We start from the raw sequence: 19,757 nt of genomic DNA on the forward strand, positions 1-19,757 counted from the left end.
CATACACCGGCATTACCGACCAACTCCTTTACCCTGGAGAACACACATGAAGACTGTACGCAAAATCATCGAGATCGACGAAGAACTGTGCAATGGCTGCGGCCAGTGCGTCCCCGACTGCGCCGAAGGCTCGCTGAAGATCATCGACGGCAAGGCGAGGCTGGTGGCCGATAAATTCTGCGACGGGCTCGGCGCCTGTCTCGGCTCCTGCCCCACCGGGGCGCTGCAGATCGTCGAGCGGGAGGCGGAGGAATTCGACGAGGTCGCGGTCGAGCACTACCTCGAGACGGAAAAGAAGAAGGCCGCCGCCCCGGCGATGGACTGCGGTTGCGCCTCCAGCCATATCCAGACGCTGAAGCCGATGTCGGCCTGTCAGCAGGCCAATGTCCCGGCGAGCCATCAGGCGACCGGGGCGGAGGCGGCCTCGATGCTCGGTCACTGGCCGATCCAGATCCGCCTGGTGCCGCCGCAGGCCCCTTTCCTGCAGAATGCCGACCTGCTCGTCGCCGCCGACTGCACCGCGGTCGCCGCCCGCAATTTCCAGGAAAAATACCTCCAGGGCAAGGCAGTGCTGATGGGCTGTCCGAAGTTCGACGACGCCGACAGCTACGTCCGGCGCTTCGCCGAGATCATCGCCACCTGCCGGCTCAAGAGCCTGACGGTGCTGATCATGGAGGTTCCCTGCTGCTCGGCGATGAACGCCATCGTCAAGAAGGCCCGCGACCTGGCCGGCGTCGACCTGCCGATCGACCAGATCACCATTTCGGTGCGCGGCGAGGAACTGGTGCGCAAACGCTGGTAAAACCGGCTGCTGCCGGACACATCAGGGAAGAGAAGACGGGGTTGTTCCGCCTGGCGGAGCGGCCCCGCTGTTGTTTACGGCCACTGCAGCTCCGGGCCGCGGGAAGTCATGCGTATGCCAAGGCCGAGCGGCTGCAGCAGTTGAAAGACCGGCCGGCCGAAGGCGAACAGTTCGAGTCCGAGCGACAGTCCCAGCCGCCGCACCGCCCGGTCGCGGAAGGTCAGATCGCGGGCCACCAGGTCCTGCAACGCCGTCCGTTCCCCCTCTGTCAATTGTGATATTCCACTCCCCAGGCGCTCGAGATCCGGACAGGGGCAAGCCCGCTCATGGTTCATGATCAGCGGTCGCAGCGGGTCGTCGGCGGCAACGATATCAAGACGGCTGAGGACGTCGGTCTCGACCAGGGCCAGGATCGCGGCCGTATCCCAGCATTGCAGCACCTCGCAGGCCTGCGGCCGCCGGCCGTAGATCCGGCAGCCCCTGGCCGCCTCGTCGTAGTAGCAGCAGCGCCAGTCCCGGCCGCTGCCGGCGATCTTCACCAGCTCGACCCGGGTCGCCCGGACCCCGCCGGCCACGGGGTTGTCGGCCAGTTCCCCCCGGCGGATGGTGATCAGCCGCTCGAGCGGGATGCCGCCGTCGCCGATCAGGGGCAGATCGGCCCGGTGCAGGGCCGGACCGCCCTGGAGGCAGCAGCGGCCGCAGCGCCGGCAGGTGGTGGGTGTCGTCATCGTTGACATGGTGCTCGAAATGGACACAGCGGACCTGGCCCCAGCTCAGAAGTCCATGATATAGCCGAAGACATCCTCTTCGATCGAGGTCTTCACCTTCAGCCCGGAATTGTTGAAGATCGCCTGCATCCGCTTGTTGTTGCGCAGCACCTCGGCAGTGAAGCCGCTGATGCCGCTGGCCATCGCGATATGCTGGAGATGCTTGAAGAGGAACTTGCCGACGCCGAGATTCTGCCATTCGTCGCGAATGACGAAGGCGACCTCGGCCCGGTTGCTCCGCTCGTCGAGGAAATACCGGCCGACAGCGATGAACTCGTCGCCGTGGGCCGCCGGCACGGTGCCGACGATGGCCACGTCCCTGCGGTGGTCGACATAGACGAAGTTCTGGACCTGCCGCTGGCCGAAGCGCTGGTGATGGCTCATGAAACGGTAATAGACGGTTTCCTGCGACAGGTCGTAGAGCAGGTCGCGCATCCGCGGTTCGTCGGTGGGGTGGACCGGGCGGAAAAAGATCTGGGTGCCGTTCTTCATCAGGCAGGTGGTCTTCATGTAGTCCTGGCTGGCGATGATGAACTTGCCCTCGACCTCGGCGAACTCCTGGCGGATATACTTGGCATCGATCGCCTCCTTCAGCAGCTGGGCGCGGAAATCGGGATGGGCCACCGAGATCAGGGCCAGGGTCCGATCCTGCACCGTCTTGCCATGGAGGTAGGCGACCCCCTGCTCGGTGACCACGTAATGCACCGTCCCGCGGCTGATCACCACCCCGGAGCCGGAACTGAGGCGGGACACGATCCGCGACTTGCCGTCTTCGGTGGTCGACGGCATCAGCAGGACCGGCCGGCCGCCCTTGGAGATCGCCGCGCCGCGGTTGAAGTCGACCTGGCCGCCGATCCCGGAGTAAAAATTACCCTGTTCCGAATCGGAACAGACCTGGCCGGTCAGGTCGATTTCGAGCGCCATGTTGAAGGTGACCATCAGGTTCTGGCGGCCGATGACGTTGGAGTCGTTGACGTACTGGGTCGGACGGAAGGAGAACAGCGGGTTGTCGTCGATGTAATCGTAGAGCCGCCGCGAACCCATGCAGCTGCCGGCGACGATCTTGCCCATATCGGTCGATTTCTTGGCCCCGGTGACCGCGCCGCTGGCGATCAGGTCGATGATCTCGTCGGTGATCAGCTCGGTGTGGATGCCGAGGTCGTGCTTGTCATGCAGCAGCGGGATGACCGCCTGGGTGATGCGGCCGCAGCCGGGGACACAGCCGAGGCCGAACTCGAGGGTCGCCCCGTCCGGCACCAAAGCGGCGGCCAACTGGACGATCCGCCTCCCGGTCTCGGTGAGCGGGCGGGAATCGTGGCCGAGCAGCGGCACGTCGGCCGGCACCAGGATATCGAGATCGTAGATATCGATCAGACTGTCGCCGCGGGTCCAGGGCATCCGCGGATTGACCTGGGCGATGACCAGCGAGGCGTTTTCGGCCGCGCTCTTGACGATATCGACCGAGATCCCGAGACTCATCTTGCCGCGGGCATCGGGCGGCGTCACCTGGATCAGGGCGACATCGAGGGGGAGCTGGCCGGAGTCGAAGAGCCGCGGGATATCGGACATCAGGATCGGGGTGTAGTTGCCCCGCCCCTCCATGAAGGCGGCCCTGACGTTATGGCCGATGAAGAAGGAGTTGACCTTGAAGGACTCGCCGTAACGGCTGTCGATGTACGGGGCGTCGCCCTTGGTCAGCAGCTGGACGATCTCGACATCGGCGAGGTTGACGGCCTCCTTGGTCATCGCCTCGACCAGCACCGTCGGCTCGCCGCAACCGGTGCCGACAAAGACCCGATGCCCCGACCGGACATGGGCCACGGCCTTCTTCGGCGTTTCGATCATGTCCCGGTAGCGCGTCTGCCAGTTGGCGTCGTATTCCATCGGCGAATCCTCCCTGCGGATGCGGTCGTTACTTGAGTGCGGCCAGGGTCATGTGGACATCGGCGACGAGCGGGTCGGAACCGATGTCCCCGACGATGAACGGATTGATGTCGAGTTCGAGAATCTGCGGGAAATCGGTGGTCAGCTGGCTGATCCGCTGCAGCCCGGAGGCGATGGCGCCGATATCCACGCCCTTCTTGCCCCGCCGCCCCTCGAGCATGGCATAGGACTTGGTCGACTTCAGCATCTGGATCGCCTCGGTCTCGGTGATCGGGGCCAGGTGGAAGGTCACGTCCTTCATCACCTCGACGAAGATGCCGCCGAGACCGAACATCAGCATCGGCCCGAACTGGGGGTCGCGATTCATGCCGATGATGACCTCGAGCCCCTTGCCGATCATCTGCTCGATATAGATGCCGTCGATCCGGGCCGCCGGCACCTTGCGGGCGATCTTCAGCAGCATCATCTCGAACAGGTCCTCGACCATCTCGCCGTCGCCGACGTTGAGCTGGACCCCGCCCAGGTCGCTCTTGTTGATGATGTCGGGGGAGACGATCTTCATCGCCACCGGAAAACCGATCCGTTCGGCGATCTCGACCGCCTCCTCGGGACCGGCGGCCAGCGCCCCCTTGGGGATCTTGAAGCCATAGGCGTTCAACACCGCCTTGCCCTTGACCTCGTCGAGGTGGAGGCGGCCGGTGCGCTGGCGCCGGGTGATGATCCGCTCGACCCGCCGCGAGTTGACCGGGAAGCGGGTGACCATCCGCGGCGGCCGGTTCTTCCACAGGGCGTAATGGTACATCGCCTTCAGCGCCGCCACCGCCCGCTCCGGCGAGTCGTAGTCGGGGAGACCGGCCCCCGTCAGCTGGCTGCGGCCCGGCATGACGTCGGTCCCGCCCATGAACGAGGCCACCACCGGCTTCGAGCCGTCGAGGTGCATCGCCAGGGCCATCGCCGTCGCCGCCGGCCTGGTCATCACCTGGGGGGTGAGGATGACGAGGATGGCATCGACCGCGGGATCGTTCTGGGCGCTCTGCAGGGCGACGATGTAGCGTTCGGGGGCGGCGTCGCCGAGGACGTCGATCGGATTGTCGACCGCGGCGAAGCGGGGCAGCTGCTCGCGCAGCAGCACCGAGGTCCCGGCGGCGAGCGAGGCCACCCGCATCCCGGCCTTCTCCACCGCGTCGGCGGCGATGGTCCCGGGGCCGCCGGCGTTGGTGATGATCAGCACCCGGTCGCCTTTCGGCAACGGCTGCAGGGCCAGGGCCTGGGCGTAATCGAACAGGGCGTCGAAGGTGTCGGCCCGCACGACTCCCGATTTATTGAAGGCGGCGCCATAGGCGGTGTCGGCCCCGGCCAGGACGCCGGTATGGGAGGCGGCGGCCCGCAGGCCGGCGGCCGTGGTTCCGGCCTTGAGAATGATCACCGGCTTGTTCGAGGCGGCCTCCTCGGCGGCCTTGACGAACTTGTCGCCGGTGCTGATATCCTCGAGGTAGCCGAGGATGATCTGGGTCTCGTCGTCGTGGGCGAGGTAGGTCAGCAGGTCGACCTCGGAGATGTCGGCCTTGTTGCCGACACTGGCGAGCTTGGCCAGGCCGAGGTGTTTCCTGGTGGCGAGATCGAGCATCGCCGTGCAGATCGCCCCGGATTGGGAAAAGATCGAGATGCCGCCGGTCTGGGGCATATGGGGGGCGAACGAGGCGTTGAGCCGAGTCCCGGTATTGATGATGCCGAGACAGTTCGGCCCCAGCATCCGCACCCCGTGTCGGGTGCAGAGCTCGACCAGCTGCTGCTCGAGGGCCGCCCCTTCGTTGCCGATCTCGCGAAAGCCGGCGGTGATGACGATGGCCGCCTTGATCTTGGCCCTGATGGCGTCATTCAGTACCGCCAGCACCGAGGACTGCGGTACGACCACGATCGCCAGATCCACCTCCTGCCCATAATCGGCCAGCGTCGGGAAACACGGCAGGCCGAGGATGCTGTCGGTCGCCGGATTGATCGGGACCAGCCGGCCGGCAAAGCCGCCCTGGATCAGGTTGGCGAGGACGTCATGACCGACCTTGCCGGGCTGCCGCGAGGCCCCGATCACCGCCACGGATGCAGGACGGAACAGTTTTTCCAGATCACCGGGCCGTTTCGGCTTTTTTTCGGATGCATTCATGGTTGACAGGCCTGGTTATGGTTGGATGAGTGTGAAACCGGCGTGCTGCAACAGTCTCCGCGTGACGTCGAACAGGTCGTCGGACGCTGCGGTATCGCCGACGATTTCATCCTGGCCGGCCGTCGTTGAATGATCGCCACCCCACCGGAGTCAGGGCCGAAAGAGGAGAGCTCGGTCGACCTGGCGAGTGGTGCGGGCGAAACATTTCCCGTTGCCCGGCCACGGGGAAATTGGACAGACCTCATGCTCTGGTGTATGGTAGGGCGGATTTGGATCACCGGCGGCGCGAAACCCCGGCTACCTCCACCCACCGAGTATAGGGGGCCGTCCCCTGAATAACAAGCAAATTATGACCATCATTCTCTACCGCACCCGGCTCTGCCCGCGCTGCCATATGGCCAGGAAGCACCTCCTCGATCTGACCCGCCACCGGCCCGACCTGATCGTCGAGGAACGGGAGATTCTCCGTGACCTGATTGCCGCCGGCCGCGACGGGATCACGATGATACCGGCAATCCGGATCGGCGACCGGGTGCTGAGCGGGATCTACCTTCATCGGCAGCGGATCGAGAATTTCCTCCACCAGACAGGCTGCCTGTAGATGCGCCTCCCCCAACCCGGGAAAAAGAGGGCCGCCGCCTCGGCGAAAGCCCCCCTGTCATGCTTCTTGTCCTTGCAATTCCATGATTTTCTGGGCTACACTCACAGCAATAGCGCGATCGTCAGAGCCCACGGCAGCCTGCACCGCCAGCCGGCGATCATCACCATGAAACCTTACTCCAGCGCCTCGAAACATGAAATATCTCCTGACAATCCTGGCGATCGCCTGTCTGGCGAGCGTCATTGCCCTGTTTTCCCTGTGGCCTGCAAAGCAGCCCAACGAGAAGGATACCGCCGTTACCATCAACGGTCATCGGCTGGCGAAGTCGGTCATAGAACAGGAATCTGGCGGCGATGGGTATCACCGCGGCAGCCAGGCGGAGTTGATGGAATCGGCAATCACCCGCGAACTGCTCCTGCAGGAAGCGCAAAGGCAAGCCATCGACAAGGAGCCGACCTTCAGGACCTCGCTCGAAACCTTCTACGAACAGTCATTGATCAAGGTCCTCCTTGATCGCCAATATCGCAAGGCGGAGGCGACCGTGTCCGAGGAGGAGATCGACACCTTTCTCGCCTGCTACGGCCAGCGGGTGGTCTTCTCCCGCCTGCCGACAAAAGACGGATCATCTGAGCCCCGGACTGCCGGGAATGGCCAGCAGACGTCGGCCATTTTCGATGATCTGGCCGAACCGCTGCAGGTCATCATCTCCTCCCTCAAACCCGGGGAATCGACGACAAAATACGATACGGGCAGCGACCAGTACATTATTCGCCTGGACAGCATGACCTTCGCCCCAACCGGCAGCGGGACTCCTCCTGATCGCCAGGCAGTGCGCCGGCTCCTGGTCGAACACAAGCGGGAACAACAGATCAATATCTGGCTGAACGACCTGAGAAAATCTGCTTCCATCACCATTCACAGCAAATAGGTCAGACATGAAAAAGCCGTACAAGCGCAGAAATTTTTTCATCAAGAAGGATTTTCAAGGCAAGCTGATACTCGGCTATTTCCTCTTTGTCATGGGCGGCTGCCTGCTCTTCATCATCCTCCTCGGCATCCTCTCGGCCGATACCCTCACCATCACCTATTCGGATCATGACCTCCAGTTCGGCCAGACCCCTGTCATCCTTCTCAAGAACGTCATCGCCGCCAACTGGATCTTCCTCATCCTCGGCGGCACCCTGCTCGTTCTCGCCGCCATGCTGATCACCCACCGGATCGCCGGCCCCCTGTTCCGGTTTGAACGGGCGGTGGATAGCATGATCGATGGGAAACTCAACGATTTCATCTCGTTACGTGAGAACGACGAGGGCAAGGAGCTGGCGGAAAAGATCAATACGTTCAACCGGAAATTGTCCGGCACGATCAGAATGATCGATACCAATGCCATCCTGCTCTCCAGTCTGGTAATGCAGGCCCGGGCCGCCGCCAACCCGGGCGACCAGTCTGCCGATGTCGCCGAGATCTACCGCAAGATCGACGAGTCGGCCGGCCAGATCCGCCAGGTATGTTCTTCCTTCATGCTCGGGAATGAATAGCCCCGTCCATCTGCTGATCGTGCTGCTCCTGGTCGGTTCCCTCCCGGCCATACCGCTGCCGGCCTGGGCCGAGGCCGAGATCGAGTTCGAAGAAACCTCGAGCGGAGGAACCGCAGTCAAGGGAACAGAGGTCGAAAAAACGCCGATCGAGGGAACCAGGGTTGAGGAAACCAAGGTCGAGGGATCCGGGTTCGCGGGGAGTTCTGCACCGGCGACTGAAACCGAGGGAACTGAGGTCAAGGCAGGCGATCGGCACAAATCCGAAGACCAGCATACCGGGTCCGATCAGCCCGAGACCGGGGAAAATGGAGCCACGGAGGCCCAGGCTCAGAAATCGGCGGCCAGGGGAGACGAGCCCAGCGGCAACGAGGTCAAGGGGAGATATGTGACCGTCGAATCCATCAGCCGGGATCTGCTGAAGGTATTCAATGAAGAACTGTATCTCGGCCGCAGGCTTGGCTATCTGATCAAGAACAAGGATATCGTGACCGTCGAGGACGAAGTGCGGGCCAAACTTGACGCCATCATGGAAAAGGTGGAGGTAACCCTCGACATGTTCCCGCCGGACCTCCACATCACCCTGGTCCTGCTGCCCTCGGCCGATGATGTGTCAGAGGTTTACCAGCGCAATTACGGCAAAAAGGTCAATCACATCGCCTATTATTCGTTATCGGAAGACACGATCTATGTTTCCGTCGAGGATACCCGGCTTGAAGTCATCGCCCATGAAATGGGGCATGCCATCGTCGACCACTACTTTACGGAACGCCCGCCGTATACCATCCATGAGTTGATGGCGCAGTTTGCGGAAAAACATATCGCCGACTGAGCCTCGTCTGTGCGCATTGCCGGCAGGACGGATGCAGGGGATTTCCATTGATCTTTGCGGGGCCTGCGGCATCCCGTTGACGGGCCGGACTGCACCATCCCCCGCTCAGTAACTGTCGGCGAATCCGAGACGTCTGAGGGAGCGCTGTGCCGTTTGGTTGGCTGGCTCCAGCATCAGGGCGCGCTCGAATTCCTCTTTCGCCCGATAGATGATCCCTTCCTTTTCATAGTACCGCCCAAGCTGGACGTGAAATGAGGCGTGGTCTGGAAAGGCCTCGATCGCCTGCCGCAGGACTTCCTGGCTCCGGCCTTCATCCCCATGCGCCTGGTAGAAGCTGATGATCTGCTGGAACCACCCCGGTTTCGGCCGGTTGTCGCGGGCGAGCAGCTCAAGGGCTCTGCCGGTATAGAATTCGGCACCGGTCACATCCCCCATCCTTTCCCTCATTTCCCCGAAGCGCAGCCAGGCCTCGACCGAAGGGGGGAGGATGCCCGCGATCTCCTTCCGGTCGAAGGAATAGTGCTCGAGCAGCGGCAGGATCACCCCCATCAGCTGGGGGCGGGCCTGCAACCGTTCCCTGATGACCGTCCCGGCTTCCTCGCGGCGGTCCTTCGATAGCAGCCATTCCGCCAGACTGACGGCCAGTTCGTCTTTGTTCTGCGCCCGTGCGTAGCCCTCCCGGATAAGCTGACCACCCTTTTCCTCATCGGTCAGGAAAAATCCGAGTCGCTGCAGGAAGGCCCCTTCCATCGGACTGTCCAGGGCAGCGAGAAGATAATACCGCTGCGCCAGGTTCCTGTCGTCTGTCAGGAACCACTGCACCGTCCCCATGGTGAACGGATACAGCCCCTCGAGGGGATCCCAGCCCATCGCCTTTTCCAGCCGTTCGGCAAGTTCCACAAGCCGATCGGCGGCCAGGCGGCCGCTGAGGTACACCTTCCTGACCTCGCTGTACTGCGCCCTGGCCATGCCGACACCGGACTGGACGATCAGGATGACACCAAACAGGCAGCCGCTCAGGAGGACAAACACGCCATTATGCCGTATCGGCAGTTTTGCGAGCAGGCTTTCCTGGGCCGCGTAGTTGAAGCGGACATTGACGGCAGCAACGAGCAGGCCGCACAGGAAGAAAAAATACAGCCCGACCGCCCCGTTGTGCATGTTGAAATCGGTGATGCCATGCATCAGCATGGCAAAAATGCCGGATATGGCCCCGATGCCCACCAGGACGGCGTAATGATCCCGCCTGGCCCGCACCATCCTCCAACCATGCCGAAGTACGGCGAGCACAAACCAGGAAGCGAGGAGGAAGCCTGCGAGGCCGCCGTCCGTCAGCAGTTCGAGATAATCATTGTGGGCGTGATTGTAACTCAGGGTATCCGTCAGACTTTTGTATCGCGGATACACCTGCTGGAAGGTGCCGAAACCCGATCCCAGCAGAGGGTAGTCTTTGACAATGGCGAGCGAATCGCGCCACAGGGTCAGCCGTGCGTCCCGGATCCGCCCCTCGCTGTCGAAGCCGTGCCTGAATTCGGCCACCACGAGGTCCCAGCCGAACCACGATACCGCCAGGAAGGCGAAACAGATCAGCATCATGAGCGTAAGGCGGCCCCGCTGCTGTTTCTTGGTACCGTACAGAACGATAAAGGCCATGCAGGCAAGGGTCACCGAGATGATACCCCCCCGGCAGAGGCTGACAAAGACTGCGAGGACCAACAGGATGCTGCCGAAACCATAGTAGAAGTATCGATTGGCCTCAGGCTGGGTGAACAGGGCAACGAATCTTTCGCGCCACGATTGATCCGAGTCGATTCTCGGTTTATAGAACAGGAACAGGGCCAGAGCGAGAGGGCTGATCATCTCGATATAGCCCGCAAACTGATTGGGATTCACCCACGGGCCGAAGGGATGGGCATTTTCCGGGACCGTTCTGAACCAGTAAATCCTGTCCGGAGAGCTGACCTGCTGGAGAATGGCGAGAAAGGCGATCCCGACCGCCAGGAAGATCACGAAGTTCGTGGTCTTCTTCAACGGCACCGGGGCGTTCAACAACTGGATCGTCAGAATATAGGCCATGGCACAGGACGAGATCCTGAACAATTCCTGGATGGTGGCCTTCTGGTTGAGCGAGATGGGCAGCCATCTTCCCTGATCGGCGAGATCGGCGACAGGAACATAGGCCGCAAAGGCGTGCGGCGACAGCACCTTGAGCACGGCCGGCGGCAACGGCACGATCTGGACCACCATCAGGGCCAGCAGCAGCAAGAGCGGGAGGAACCCCGGCACCGCCAGGTGCTGTTGCCGGGAAATCCAGGTGATGCCGAAATACAGGAGCGCTGCGGCGCCGACGAGCAGCTCCAGCGTCGTTATCGACCAGTGCTCGACCGTGCCGAAGGCGAGCGGGGCGAAGATGAGCGCAAGGGTGAAGACATGGAGAGGGACATGTGCCATCGTACCGCCCGATCAAGCTGAAGATGCAGAAAAATTACGGTCACACAGCCTTAATCGTCATCCCGGGCGTAGTAGGAATGGTAGCCGTAATAATGCTTGCCGGCATCCTGTTGCTTGATCCCGTTGAGGACGAAGCCCAGGACGCGGCTGTTGATATCGCCCAGTTTCTTCAATCCGCCTTCAAGGACCTCGAAGGTCGTCTTGCCGGCCCGGACCACCAGAATGGTGCCGCTGACAAACCGGCTGAGGGCGAGACTGTCGGTCACGCTCTGGATAGGCGGCGAATCGAGCAGAACGAAATCGAATTGCCCGTTCATCTGATCGATCAGGTCCTTCATCTTCTTCGACCCCAGCAGCTCGGCCGGGTCCGGTGGCACCGGACCCGATGGAATGAGCGAGATGGCTTCGTCCTGGATCTTGAAGATGATGTCAGGTCCGCAGTTGCCGGCCAGAAAACGGCTCAGACCGACACTGTTGTCCATGCCGAGCAGGGAATGCATCCGCGGCCGCCTCAGATCGCAGTCGATCACCAGAACGCTGTTCCCCCCCTGGGCGAGGGTCCGGGCCAGGTTGACCGTCGTCGACGATTTCCCGTCCTGGGCCTCCATGCTGGTCACGAGGAGGGTCTTCGGCGGATGTTCGGCGGATGACAGGAGCAGGCTGGTGCGGATCAGGCGGTAGCTTTCGGCCGTTGGCGAGAGCGGCTGCAGTTTGATGAAGGATTCGATATCCTGGCCGTCACCGCGCATATCGTCGACGGCCCCGAGCACCGTCAGGCCGAAACGCTCTTCCAGTTCCTTCGGCTGCCTGATGGTGTTGTCGAGGTAGTCGATGAAGAATGCCAGGCCGACACCGCTGCACAGACCGAGAATGAGGCCGATGAGGATGTTCCGCTTCTTGTTCGGCTTGGTCGGGGCACCCGGCAATTCGGCCGGCTTGACCACCCAGACGTTGATGCTCTGGGACTGCTCGGTCACCCCTTCCTTTTTGATCCCCGCCTGGAGGGTGTCATAGACGAGGCGGTTGCTGTCGACCTCCCGCTTCATGATCGAGTACTGGACAAATCGCTCGTTGAGGTTGAGCACCTCCAGCTTGGTCGAGGCCAGCAGTTCGTCCAGGCTCTTCTTCTTCGAGGAGGCGAGGGCCAGGGAATTCTTGACCGAGGAGACGATGCGGTCGATCTCAAAACGGCGCTCCTCCCTCAGGATCCGCAGTTCGTCGTTGGCCTTGACCATCATCGGGTGCTTCCGACCGAACTTCTTCGACAGGTCCTGGATATTCTGATTCGCCTTGTATATCCGCTCGCGGATGCCCTTCAATACCTCGCTGGCGGCAAAAGTCTGGATCGTCTCCAGCCGGTCGGGACTGTCGATGACGGCGTTGATCTGCTCCAGCAGGTCCTGCAGCTCCTTCTCCTCGGTCTCGGCCTTCGACAGCTGCACCCCGACCTCCGACAATTTCTGCGGCAGAACGGTCAACTTGTTCTCGACTGTGACCAGATCGTTCTCCCGCATGTATGACTGCAGATCCCGCTCCGATTTTTCCAGCTTGTCCCGTTCCTCCGCCGCCTTCGAATTCATCCACTTCAGGGAATAATTGCTGGTGGCCAGCTTGATCTCCAGCAACTCGTCGATATAGGCCTGGACCACCGCATCGGCAACGAGCTTGGCGACCGCAGGATTCTTGTCGGCATAGGTGATGGTGACGATCTTGGTATTTTTCAGCGGTTTGACGCTGAGGCCACCCTGGATGATCCCGGCGATTATCTCCTCGTCGCTCTTCGGCAGCACCGTTTCGAAAATGTCCTTCGAACCGGTCTTCCGGTCATCGTCTCCGGCGAAAAACGAGCCGATGCCGGCGATCATGCCGCTGAAGGCCTTCCTCACCGTTCCAATCAGCGACAACCCGTTTTTGTCATCTTCCAGGAAATAATGGCGATACTGCGTCGCCAGCTTGAGCCTCGCCACCACCTTCCTGGCGACATTGGCACTGCGGATGATCTCCGTCTGGGTATCGAGAAATTCAGGCTCATAGGCATAGGACTGGTATTCCAGGCCGCTGTTGGACCTGTTGCGCTCGATCAGCACCTGAGAGGCGGCGGTATAGATGGGAGTCGCGGTAAAGGTGGCGATGACGGTTGAAAAAAATATCAGCCCGAGGACGATAAGCACCACGGTCCGCCGCTTTCTGATGACGGCCAGATAGTCCCGAAGATGCATTTCCCGCTCTTCGGGTTCTTCATGGTATTCCCTTTGATACGAATTCTGCATGGGAGAATCAGCCTGTAAGCAAATGAGAAGGGGTCCGAGGATCAGAAAAAGCTTTCCGGTACGACGACGACATCATTGTTGGTGAGCGTGGCTGAGAGGTCGACATCATCGAGCACCGTTTTCTTGTTGTCGACGAGCCTGACAATATTGATGCTCGATTTCGAGGCCTTTCCGGTAAATCCTTTGGCCAGGGCAACCAGTTTCAGGACCGTCGCCCCTTCTCCGCACGGATAGGTTCCGGGTTCCTTGACTTCACCGGTGATATAGCACATCCCCGATTTGGAGATGAAAACAGAATCGCCGTCGTTGATCTGAAGATTCTGGGTAAGGTCCCCGCGATCAATCAGGGCCCGCAGGTCGATCACGATGACCTCCTTGGCCTCGCCGGTGCCTTGTCGCTGCAGGGTGGCGGTATCTCCGGCGTCCTTGTCGAGCCCGCCCGATTTGGATAACAGTTCGAGGAAATTGGTGGGGCCGTTCAGTTCCACCAATCCCGGGGTCTTGACACTGCCCAGGACGACGACCTTCTTGCTCCTGAATTCCTCGACAAAGACGTTGACCTGGGGGTTGACCAGATAGCCGTCGGACAGCATCCGGGTGATCTTTTCGGTAATTTCATTGATCGTCAGATCCTTCACTTCCAGCTGTCCGAGGAGCGGCATGACGATCGTTCCGGCACTGGAGACCCGCACCTTGGTCGCCAGATCGTCGTTATCGTAGACGGAGACGCTCAGGACGTCCCCCGGGCCGACCCGGTAATCCTTGGCAAGCAGGGTATCGGCGCGCCAGAGGCAGACAAGGGATGCCAGCAGAACGGAGAGTATCAGTTTCATATCCATTTTGTTTCGTTGCATGAAAAATCAAAAAAAACCTCTCTGCCAGTATAAAACCCGAGACAGGGAGGAGACAAGGAAGCATGCAATTTTTTCAGGAGCCGATGACGGCGCTATAAGGCAAAATTGATACTGGCAATGATCGTGTTGGTGTCATAATCGAAGTAATCGTCGGTTGAATTCCGGCTATCATACGAATAGGCCAATTCCGCCATCAGCCATTTCCGGAACAGATATTGGACCGCCGGCCGCAGGATGAAACGGTCATCATCACGGTCCTGACTGATCAACTGCCTGTAATCGGCATCTTCATACCGGAAATCGAACCGGCCGAAAATCTTGTCGGTGTATTGCTGGAAATAGCGAAGGTAGACGCCCGTGACCTCCTTGTCGAGGGCAACGGCGCTGTCGGTTTCCTCGTTCTTGCGGTAGACGTTGAGGACAAGCTCGGCCCTCTCCCTGAACCGGTAGGTCGACTGGAGATCGAGGGCCAGACCGTCATAATCCCTGTGTCCGGACGTCTCGGTATCATACTCTTTCTGCTGGTACCCGGCCTTGAACAACAGTGACAATTTCTCCGTCGTATCCCACTTCATGCCGCCATAGAGATAATCCTGCTGGTTATCGAGGGGGGAGATGTCGTAGGTCACCTCCATCAGCGAATACTGGATGAAAAACGAGGTTTTTTCGCTGTAGATGTAATAGCCGTACAGATCAAGGACATCGTCATCACGATTGAGGAAGTAGTTGATCTCGTCTTCGTAATCCAGATTGAAATTGGAAAGGTCCGCCTTCAACCGCACCTTTTCGGTCACCAGCCAGTCGGCGGTTGCCATGACGATATTCGAATCGAATTCTCTCAGCTTTTCCGAGGTCAAGGCGTTTCCGGCATCGAATCTGTCGTGCCCCAGGCTGTAACGATCGAGCAGCTGCAGGGAAAGACCGCCGCGCATGTTGTATCTCGCCAGACCTTCAAAATTGCCGTCAACGGAATCCAGGTCCGAATCATCGGAATAGGTCAGGAAGTCGAGACCGCCGAGGGCGTACACCTGGTAACGGTCGGTGCCGGAATGATCCTTCAGCTGCTGCTGCAGACCACCTGCCGAGGTGTTATGGGGGGTGATGGTGACCGGGATGATCTTGGCCCGGGGAACGGCGAGCCATACACCGGGGGAGACCTTGGTCAGAAAATTCGATTGCGTATCATCCTTGAGATTGTAGAGGTTATCGGTCCATTCTCCGCTCAGAGAGAGGTAGGGATGAAAATACCCCCCTTTTTTTCCGAACAGTTCCTCGTCCTCCCCTTTCACCGAGGCATCCTCCGGAAGCAGCGATTCCTCACGCTCTGCGGACTGTCCCATCGGTACATCCTCGACCGCCGGGGTATCCGCTGCCGCCGTCAACGCCGTTTCATTGCTCTCCATGCCGGCTGAGACGCCTGTGGCCTGCAGGACTGCCCAACATACCCCGGCGACGAATATGCCACGTGAATACAGCTTGCTGCTCATCCATCCTCCTCAAAACACACTCAATCTCTTCCGGTAATCGGGAAATGCTTCCTCCACCGCAACCTCCACACCTGCCCCTCGAACGTATCCAGCCGGAACCGGAGCCGGCACAACACGAACGTTACTGCTCCGTTCCATCCGGACTGGCAGAGGAATTGTCAGACGGAAGCTCGGGAGCTCCGGCGAAACCCATTGCTATGGGAGTATAGGCCTGACTGTCGGCGATCTGGTCACCGCACTCTTCTATCGCCTTCTTGTAGCCGGCGGCAAGAATGATCTCGCTGATTTCATGCTGCTGGGCAGCCGCGATAATGTCCTTGCCGTTGGCCCCGGCGCAGTACAGGGCCTTGACAAGATTCTGCGGATTCAACCCTTCCAGTTGCAGGCCATTCTCGACGATATCGACCGGCAGGGCTCCCTGCTCGATCGCGGCGATTACCGCCTTGTCGATCCCTTCTTTCCTGTACTGTTCCGGAAAATCCATCTTCCATTCGGCAAAGGCTGCAGTCGCACACAACACCAGAGCCAGACATACGCCCATCTTCGTTTTCATAGGTTTCTCCACGGTAATCTTCATCTCTTCAAGCTGTGCTGATCGGACCGGGCACGCCATGTGGTCATTTCAAATCCTGCAAACATCATTCCCAGTCAAATAAAAAGATGCAGCGGCAGTGGATACAGAGGACAATATCATCTCTCTGAATAGTTTACCTTTCTTTTCTTTCGGCAAAAATAAAATGTCAATCCTTTTTCCGCAACAGCGGGCGATCACCGGCCTGATCGTGCTGCCCCCTCTCCCGTTCTCTCCACCCCGGCAAGGCGAATGGGCCGCTATCGCGGCTCAACGCGGAGCCGATGGCCTTTTCCCCCGCGACGGCCTTCCCCACATCCCGGCAACCTCAATTGACAAGACGCACTTCCCCAGTGGTGTCAACATATTGCCGGAGCAGTTCAGCAAGTTCGATTTTCCTGTCATCCTCGTTTTTAAAGCGAAACCCGTGAAAGAACTTATCGTCCCGCTCGTTCAGCCACAGGTGTTCGGCCACCAGTTCAAGGACGCGCTCCCCCGAGTCGAATTGAAAAAAAATCCGGACCTTCATATCCTCGTTTCCCCAATCAAGGTCGGCGATGGAGGCCATGAACCCATCGCTCGAGATATTCAGCACCGTTCCTCGAAAACTGCTTCCCCCGTTTCCCAACTCGCAGACCATGTCCAGTTGCACCGGATACCGCGGGACTTTTCTGGCGATCCGGGAGAGACGGAACCACATGGTGACCGTCCTGTCCGCCATGAATCTTTCGAGGAGAACCATCGGGCTGTCATTGAAGTGCTCACCCCGACGGAACGCCCGCAGAATGTAGGCGGAGGAAGCGATGTTTACCACTGCATAGCCGAGATAGATCAGAAACAGATTCCGATCGGTCAGCTGGTACGCCGGTCCCAGGAAACTGAGCAGACACAGCAGCGTGCTGAGAAGAAGGATCACCTTGACCACCTCGACCCTGCTGAAACCGTACCTCAGGATGATATGGTGGAGGTGGAACTTATCGGCCTTGAAGGGGCTTTCGCCGCGAATGACACGCCTGATCATGACGATGACCGTGTCGGTGATCGGTACCGCCAGGATCAACAACGGTACCACCGGACTGGCCTTGCCCCCTTCTCCCTGGGTCAGGGCGATAGCCATGAAGGCCAGCGAGAAACCGAGACAGAGACTGCCGGCATCTCCCATGAACAGGGTGGAGGGCGACCAGTTGTATTTCAGGAACCCCAGGACGGACCCGGCCAACGCCAGGTTCAAGAGCATCAGCGCATGGTTGCCGATCAGCGAGGCGTGGATCGCAAAGGCGAGAAAGGCCAGGAAGGAAATGCCGCCGGCCAGGCCATCAAGGCCATCGATCATGTTGATCGCATTGATCACCCCGACAATGCAGAAGAGCGTCACTGCCCAGACCAGCAAGGTGCTGCCCGAGAAATCCATATCCCCCAGACCGAGCAGGTCACCGAAGGAATGCAGATTGATTCTGCTGAAGTAGATCAGGAAGGCCGTTGCGATGATCTGGGCGACAAACTTCTGCCTGTGGCCGATTTCCTTGAAATCGTCAAAAATACCGACGACAAGCAGGAACGAAAGCCCGAGGAAATACCCGCGCAAGCCTTCACTCGGGATGAAGAGCAGGGCGCTGAAGGCCGCGGCGATCGCCATCCCGATCCCTCCCACCAGCGGCCGGGGCGTCCGGTGGACCTTCCGCTCGTTCGGGCGGTCGACGAGACCGACACGGCGGGCGATCCGGGATATCCTGGGCAGGATGAAGAGCGTGGTGAAGCAGGCCGCCAGGAATATCAGAACGGTTTTGAGTTCAAGGGTAATCATGTGCCCTCGATCCCGGCGAACTGGCGGAAATTTTCAATTCGTGAAATGTCTGTCACAGTTTCATCTGCTGCAACTCCCACGCCAGGTCGATAAGCCGTTGTACAACAATCAAGGGAACAAATATCTACCGGAACGGCATAAGGAGCCGTAACAAAATGGGAATGATCGATTCAGTCTTTTCGTGACGGCCCCCGACTTCCTGTCACCGGAAATCAACCGAACCAACCAGAACGACGGTACGGAACCACTCGTTGTCCCTACACCTCACTGAGGGCGTCCGGCTTCCCGGTCAGGCCCCTGCTCCTGTCGTACTGGCACACCAGGTCGCACAGTTCGTCGGCCATTTCGCTGATAATTCCCTCGTCCTGGCCTTCGACCATGACCCTGATCACCGGTTCCGTCCCCGAGGCCCGGACCAGAATCCGCCCCGAGGCCCCGAGTTTCTCCGAGAACAGCCCCACCCTTTTCTGGAATCCCGGAATGGCCTCGACACGTATTTTCCCAGTTGTCCGGACGTTTTTAAGGATTTGCGGAAAATTTTCCATGATTCCGGAAAGCTCGGAGAGCGGCTTATGATGCTTCTCCATTACCGACAACAGCTGCAGGGCCGCCAGAATACCGTCCCCGGTCGTGATATGATCGAGGAACACCAGGTGGCCCGACTGTTCGCCGCCGAAGGAAAAGCCCTTGCGCCGCATGCATTCGACAACGTAGCGGTCGCCGACCCCGGTCCGGACCATCCGCCCCCCCATCCGCTCCATGGCCACCTCGAGCCCCATATTGGACATGATCGTCGCCACGAGGGTCTTCTTCTTCAATTTCCTTCGCTTCAGCAGATCCTGGGCGCAGATGGCCATGATGTGATCGCCGTCGACGATCTCCCCATGCTCGTCGGCGACAATCAGCCGGTCGCCGTCGCCGTCGAGGGCCAGGCCGATGTCCGCCCCGACCTCTTTGACCTTGGCGGCCATCAGTTCGGGATGCAGCGCCCCGCACTGGTGATTGATGTTCTTGCCGTCGGGCGTGATGGCCAGCGGCGTCACCTGCGCCCCGAGTTCCCGGAACACCCAGGGAGCGACGCCGTAGGTGGCGCCGTTGGCGCAATCGAGAACGACATGAAAGCCGTCGAGGGTATAGTCTTTGGGAAAGGTGTTTTTCAGGAAGACGATATAGCGGCCCCTGGCGTCATCGATCCGGGTCGCCTTGCCCACCTCGTCGGCGACCGGACGGAGGGCGGCCATCTTGTCCGAGCGCATCAGCTCCTCGATATGGGCCTCCACCTGATCCGGCAATTTGAAGCCGTCACCGGAGAAGATCTTGATCCCGTTGTCCTGGAAGGGGTTGTGCGAGGCCGAGATCACCACCCCGGCATCGGCCCGCATCGATGTGGTGATAAAGGCGATGCCCGGTGTCGGCAGCGGCCCCACCAGCAGGACATCGACCCCCATCGAGCAGATCCCGGCCGCCAGGGCATTCTCGATCATGTAACCGGAGACCCGGGTATCCTTGCCGATGACGATCCGATGCCTCTTGCCCTTCTCCTTGACAATGTAGGCGATCGCCCTGCCGACCTGCATCGCGGTTTCAATCGTCATCGGGTAGGTGTTCGCCACCCCCCGGATTCCGTCCGTGCCGAAAAGTTTTCTCATCGTCTTTCTTTCAATCTCACTGATGCATTGACTGTAATTCATGATCCTGCCGGCAGCCGGAACGTCGGCTTACCGCCGGCCGGCGAGCA

Annotated in this window: 17 protein-coding genes; 5 read left to right on the plus strand and 12 right to left on the minus strand. The window is 60.0% G+C overall.

The genetic code is table 11. From position 1 onward, the window contains the following. Window positions 1-46 precede the first annotated feature (46 nt). Window positions 47-802 (plus strand): ATP-binding protein, encoded by a 756-nt coding sequence (locus ACWGKN_RS09215; protein ID WP_035230688.1) that lies wholly within the window; start codon window positions 47-49, stop codon window positions 800-802. Between the two features lie 74 nt (window positions 803-876). Here ACWGKN_RS09215 and ACWGKN_RS09220 read toward each other — a convergent pair whose 3' ends face one another. Genes ACWGKN_RS09220 through ACWGKN_RS09230 form a run of 3 tightly spaced genes read right to left on the minus strand, consistent with a single transcriptional unit; the run spans window position 877 to window position 5,614 of the window. Beyond that, complete coding sequence (locus tag ACWGKN_RS09220; protein WP_452095077.1) at window positions 877-1,530, minus strand: YkgJ family cysteine cluster protein; 654 nt, start codon at window positions 1,528-1,530, stop codon at window positions 877-879. A gap of 45 nt (window positions 1,531-1,575) precedes the next feature. After that, on the minus strand, window positions 1,576-3,453 hold the full coding sequence (locus ACWGKN_RS09225) for a bifunctional acetyl-CoA hydrolase/transferase family protein/GNAT family N-acetyltransferase (protein WP_035230687.1): 1,878 nt from the start codon (window positions 3,451-3,453) through the stop codon (window positions 1,576-1,578). Between the two features lie 28 nt (window positions 3,454-3,481). Then, window positions 3,482-5,614 carry an acetate--CoA ligase family protein gene (locus tag ACWGKN_RS09230; RefSeq protein ID WP_052160087.1) on the minus strand — a complete coding sequence of 711 codons (2,133 nt, stop codon included), beginning with the start codon at window positions 5,612-5,614 and terminating at the stop codon, window positions 3,482-3,484. Window positions 5,615-5,963: 349 nt separating this feature from the next. Between ACWGKN_RS09230 and ACWGKN_RS09235 the strand changes: the two genes are divergently transcribed. Further along, window positions 5,964-6,215, plus strand: coding sequence for a glutaredoxin family protein (locus tag ACWGKN_RS09235; RefSeq protein WP_035230686.1), 252 nt, complete (start codon window positions 5,964-5,966; stop codon window positions 6,213-6,215). A gap of 57 nt (window positions 6,216-6,272) precedes the next feature. On the opposite strand, the gene ACWGKN_RS09240 is transcribed toward ACWGKN_RS09235, so the two are convergent. Continuing rightward, window positions 6,273-6,410: a hypothetical protein gene (locus ACWGKN_RS09240; protein WP_452095078.1), complete on the minus strand. Its 138-nt coding sequence runs from the start codon at window positions 6,408-6,410 to the stop codon at window positions 6,273-6,275. Here ACWGKN_RS09240 and ACWGKN_RS09245 point away from each other — a divergent pair. The 3 genes from ACWGKN_RS09245 to ACWGKN_RS09255 are packed head-to-tail and all read left to right on the plus strand — an operon-like array spanning window position 6,409 to window position 8,582. After that, entirely contained in the window at window positions 6,409-7,143 is a 735-nt protein-coding gene (locus ACWGKN_RS09245) for a hypothetical protein (RefSeq protein WP_035230685.1), read from the plus strand. The two genes, ACWGKN_RS09240 and ACWGKN_RS09245, sit on opposite strands and share 2 nt — an antisense overlap. A gap of 7 nt (window positions 7,144-7,150) precedes the next feature. Next, window positions 7,151-7,753, plus strand: a complete 603-nt coding sequence (locus ACWGKN_RS09250; RefSeq protein WP_052160085.1) for a HAMP domain-containing protein — start codon at window positions 7,151-7,153, stop codon at window positions 7,751-7,753. Beyond that, a complete protein-coding gene (locus tag ACWGKN_RS09255; RefSeq protein ID WP_035230684.1) occupies window positions 7,746-8,582 on the plus strand; it encodes a hypothetical protein in 837 nt (278 codons plus the stop codon). Before ACWGKN_RS09250 ends, ACWGKN_RS09255 begins: the two co-directional genes overlap by 8 nt. A gap of 105 nt (window positions 8,583-8,687) precedes the next feature. On the opposite strand, the gene ACWGKN_RS09260 is transcribed toward ACWGKN_RS09255, so the two are convergent. The 8 genes from ACWGKN_RS09260 to glmM all read right to left on the minus strand — a co-directional run bounded on the left by ACWGKN_RS09260 (window position 8,688) and on the right by glmM (window position 19,668). Further along, window positions 8,688-11,033: an O-antigen ligase family protein gene (locus ACWGKN_RS09260; protein ID WP_452095079.1), complete on the minus strand. Its 2,346-nt coding sequence runs from the start codon at window positions 11,031-11,033 to the stop codon at window positions 8,688-8,690. Window positions 11,034-11,083: 50 nt separating this feature from the next. Then, on the minus strand, window positions 11,084-13,303 hold the full coding sequence (locus ACWGKN_RS09265; protein ID WP_424255326.1) for a GumC family protein: 2,220 nt from the start codon (window positions 13,301-13,303) through the stop codon (window positions 11,084-11,086). Between the two features lie 41 nt (window positions 13,304-13,344). Continuing rightward, window positions 13,345-14,136: a polysaccharide biosynthesis/export family protein gene (locus ACWGKN_RS09270; RefSeq protein ID WP_035230817.1), complete on the minus strand. Its 792-nt coding sequence runs from the start codon at window positions 14,134-14,136 to the stop codon at window positions 13,345-13,347. A 113-nt stretch (window positions 14,137-14,249) separates the two neighbouring features. Continuing rightward, the gene (locus ACWGKN_RS09275; RefSeq protein WP_452095080.1) at window positions 14,250-15,644 is read right to left on the minus strand and encodes an outer membrane beta-barrel protein; all 1,395 of its coding nucleotides are present in this window, start codon (window positions 15,642-15,644) and stop codon (window positions 14,250-14,252) included. 121 nt (window positions 15,645-15,765) lie between these two features. Further along, window positions 15,766-16,197, minus strand: coding sequence for a hypothetical protein (locus ACWGKN_RS09280; protein ID WP_452095081.1), 432 nt, complete (start codon window positions 16,195-16,197; stop codon window positions 15,766-15,768). A 187-nt stretch (window positions 16,198-16,384) separates the two neighbouring features. Further along, window positions 16,385-16,531, minus strand: coding sequence for a hypothetical protein (locus tag ACWGKN_RS09285; RefSeq protein ID WP_452095082.1), 147 nt, complete (start codon window positions 16,529-16,531; stop codon window positions 16,385-16,387). A 12-nt stretch (window positions 16,532-16,543) separates the two neighbouring features. Continuing rightward, window positions 16,544-18,019, minus strand: coding sequence for a PilZ domain-containing protein (locus ACWGKN_RS09290; protein ID WP_452095083.1), 1,476 nt, complete (start codon window positions 18,017-18,019; stop codon window positions 16,544-16,546). A gap of 257 nt (window positions 18,020-18,276) precedes the next feature. Continuing rightward, complete coding sequence (gene glmM, locus ACWGKN_RS09295) at window positions 18,277-19,668, minus strand: phosphoglucosamine mutase (RefSeq protein WP_035230812.1); 1,392 nt, start codon at window positions 19,666-19,668, stop codon at window positions 18,277-18,279. Between the last annotated feature and the right edge of the window lie 89 nt (window positions 19,669-19,757).

This window comes from Desulfoprunum sp. (assembly GCF_053613775.1).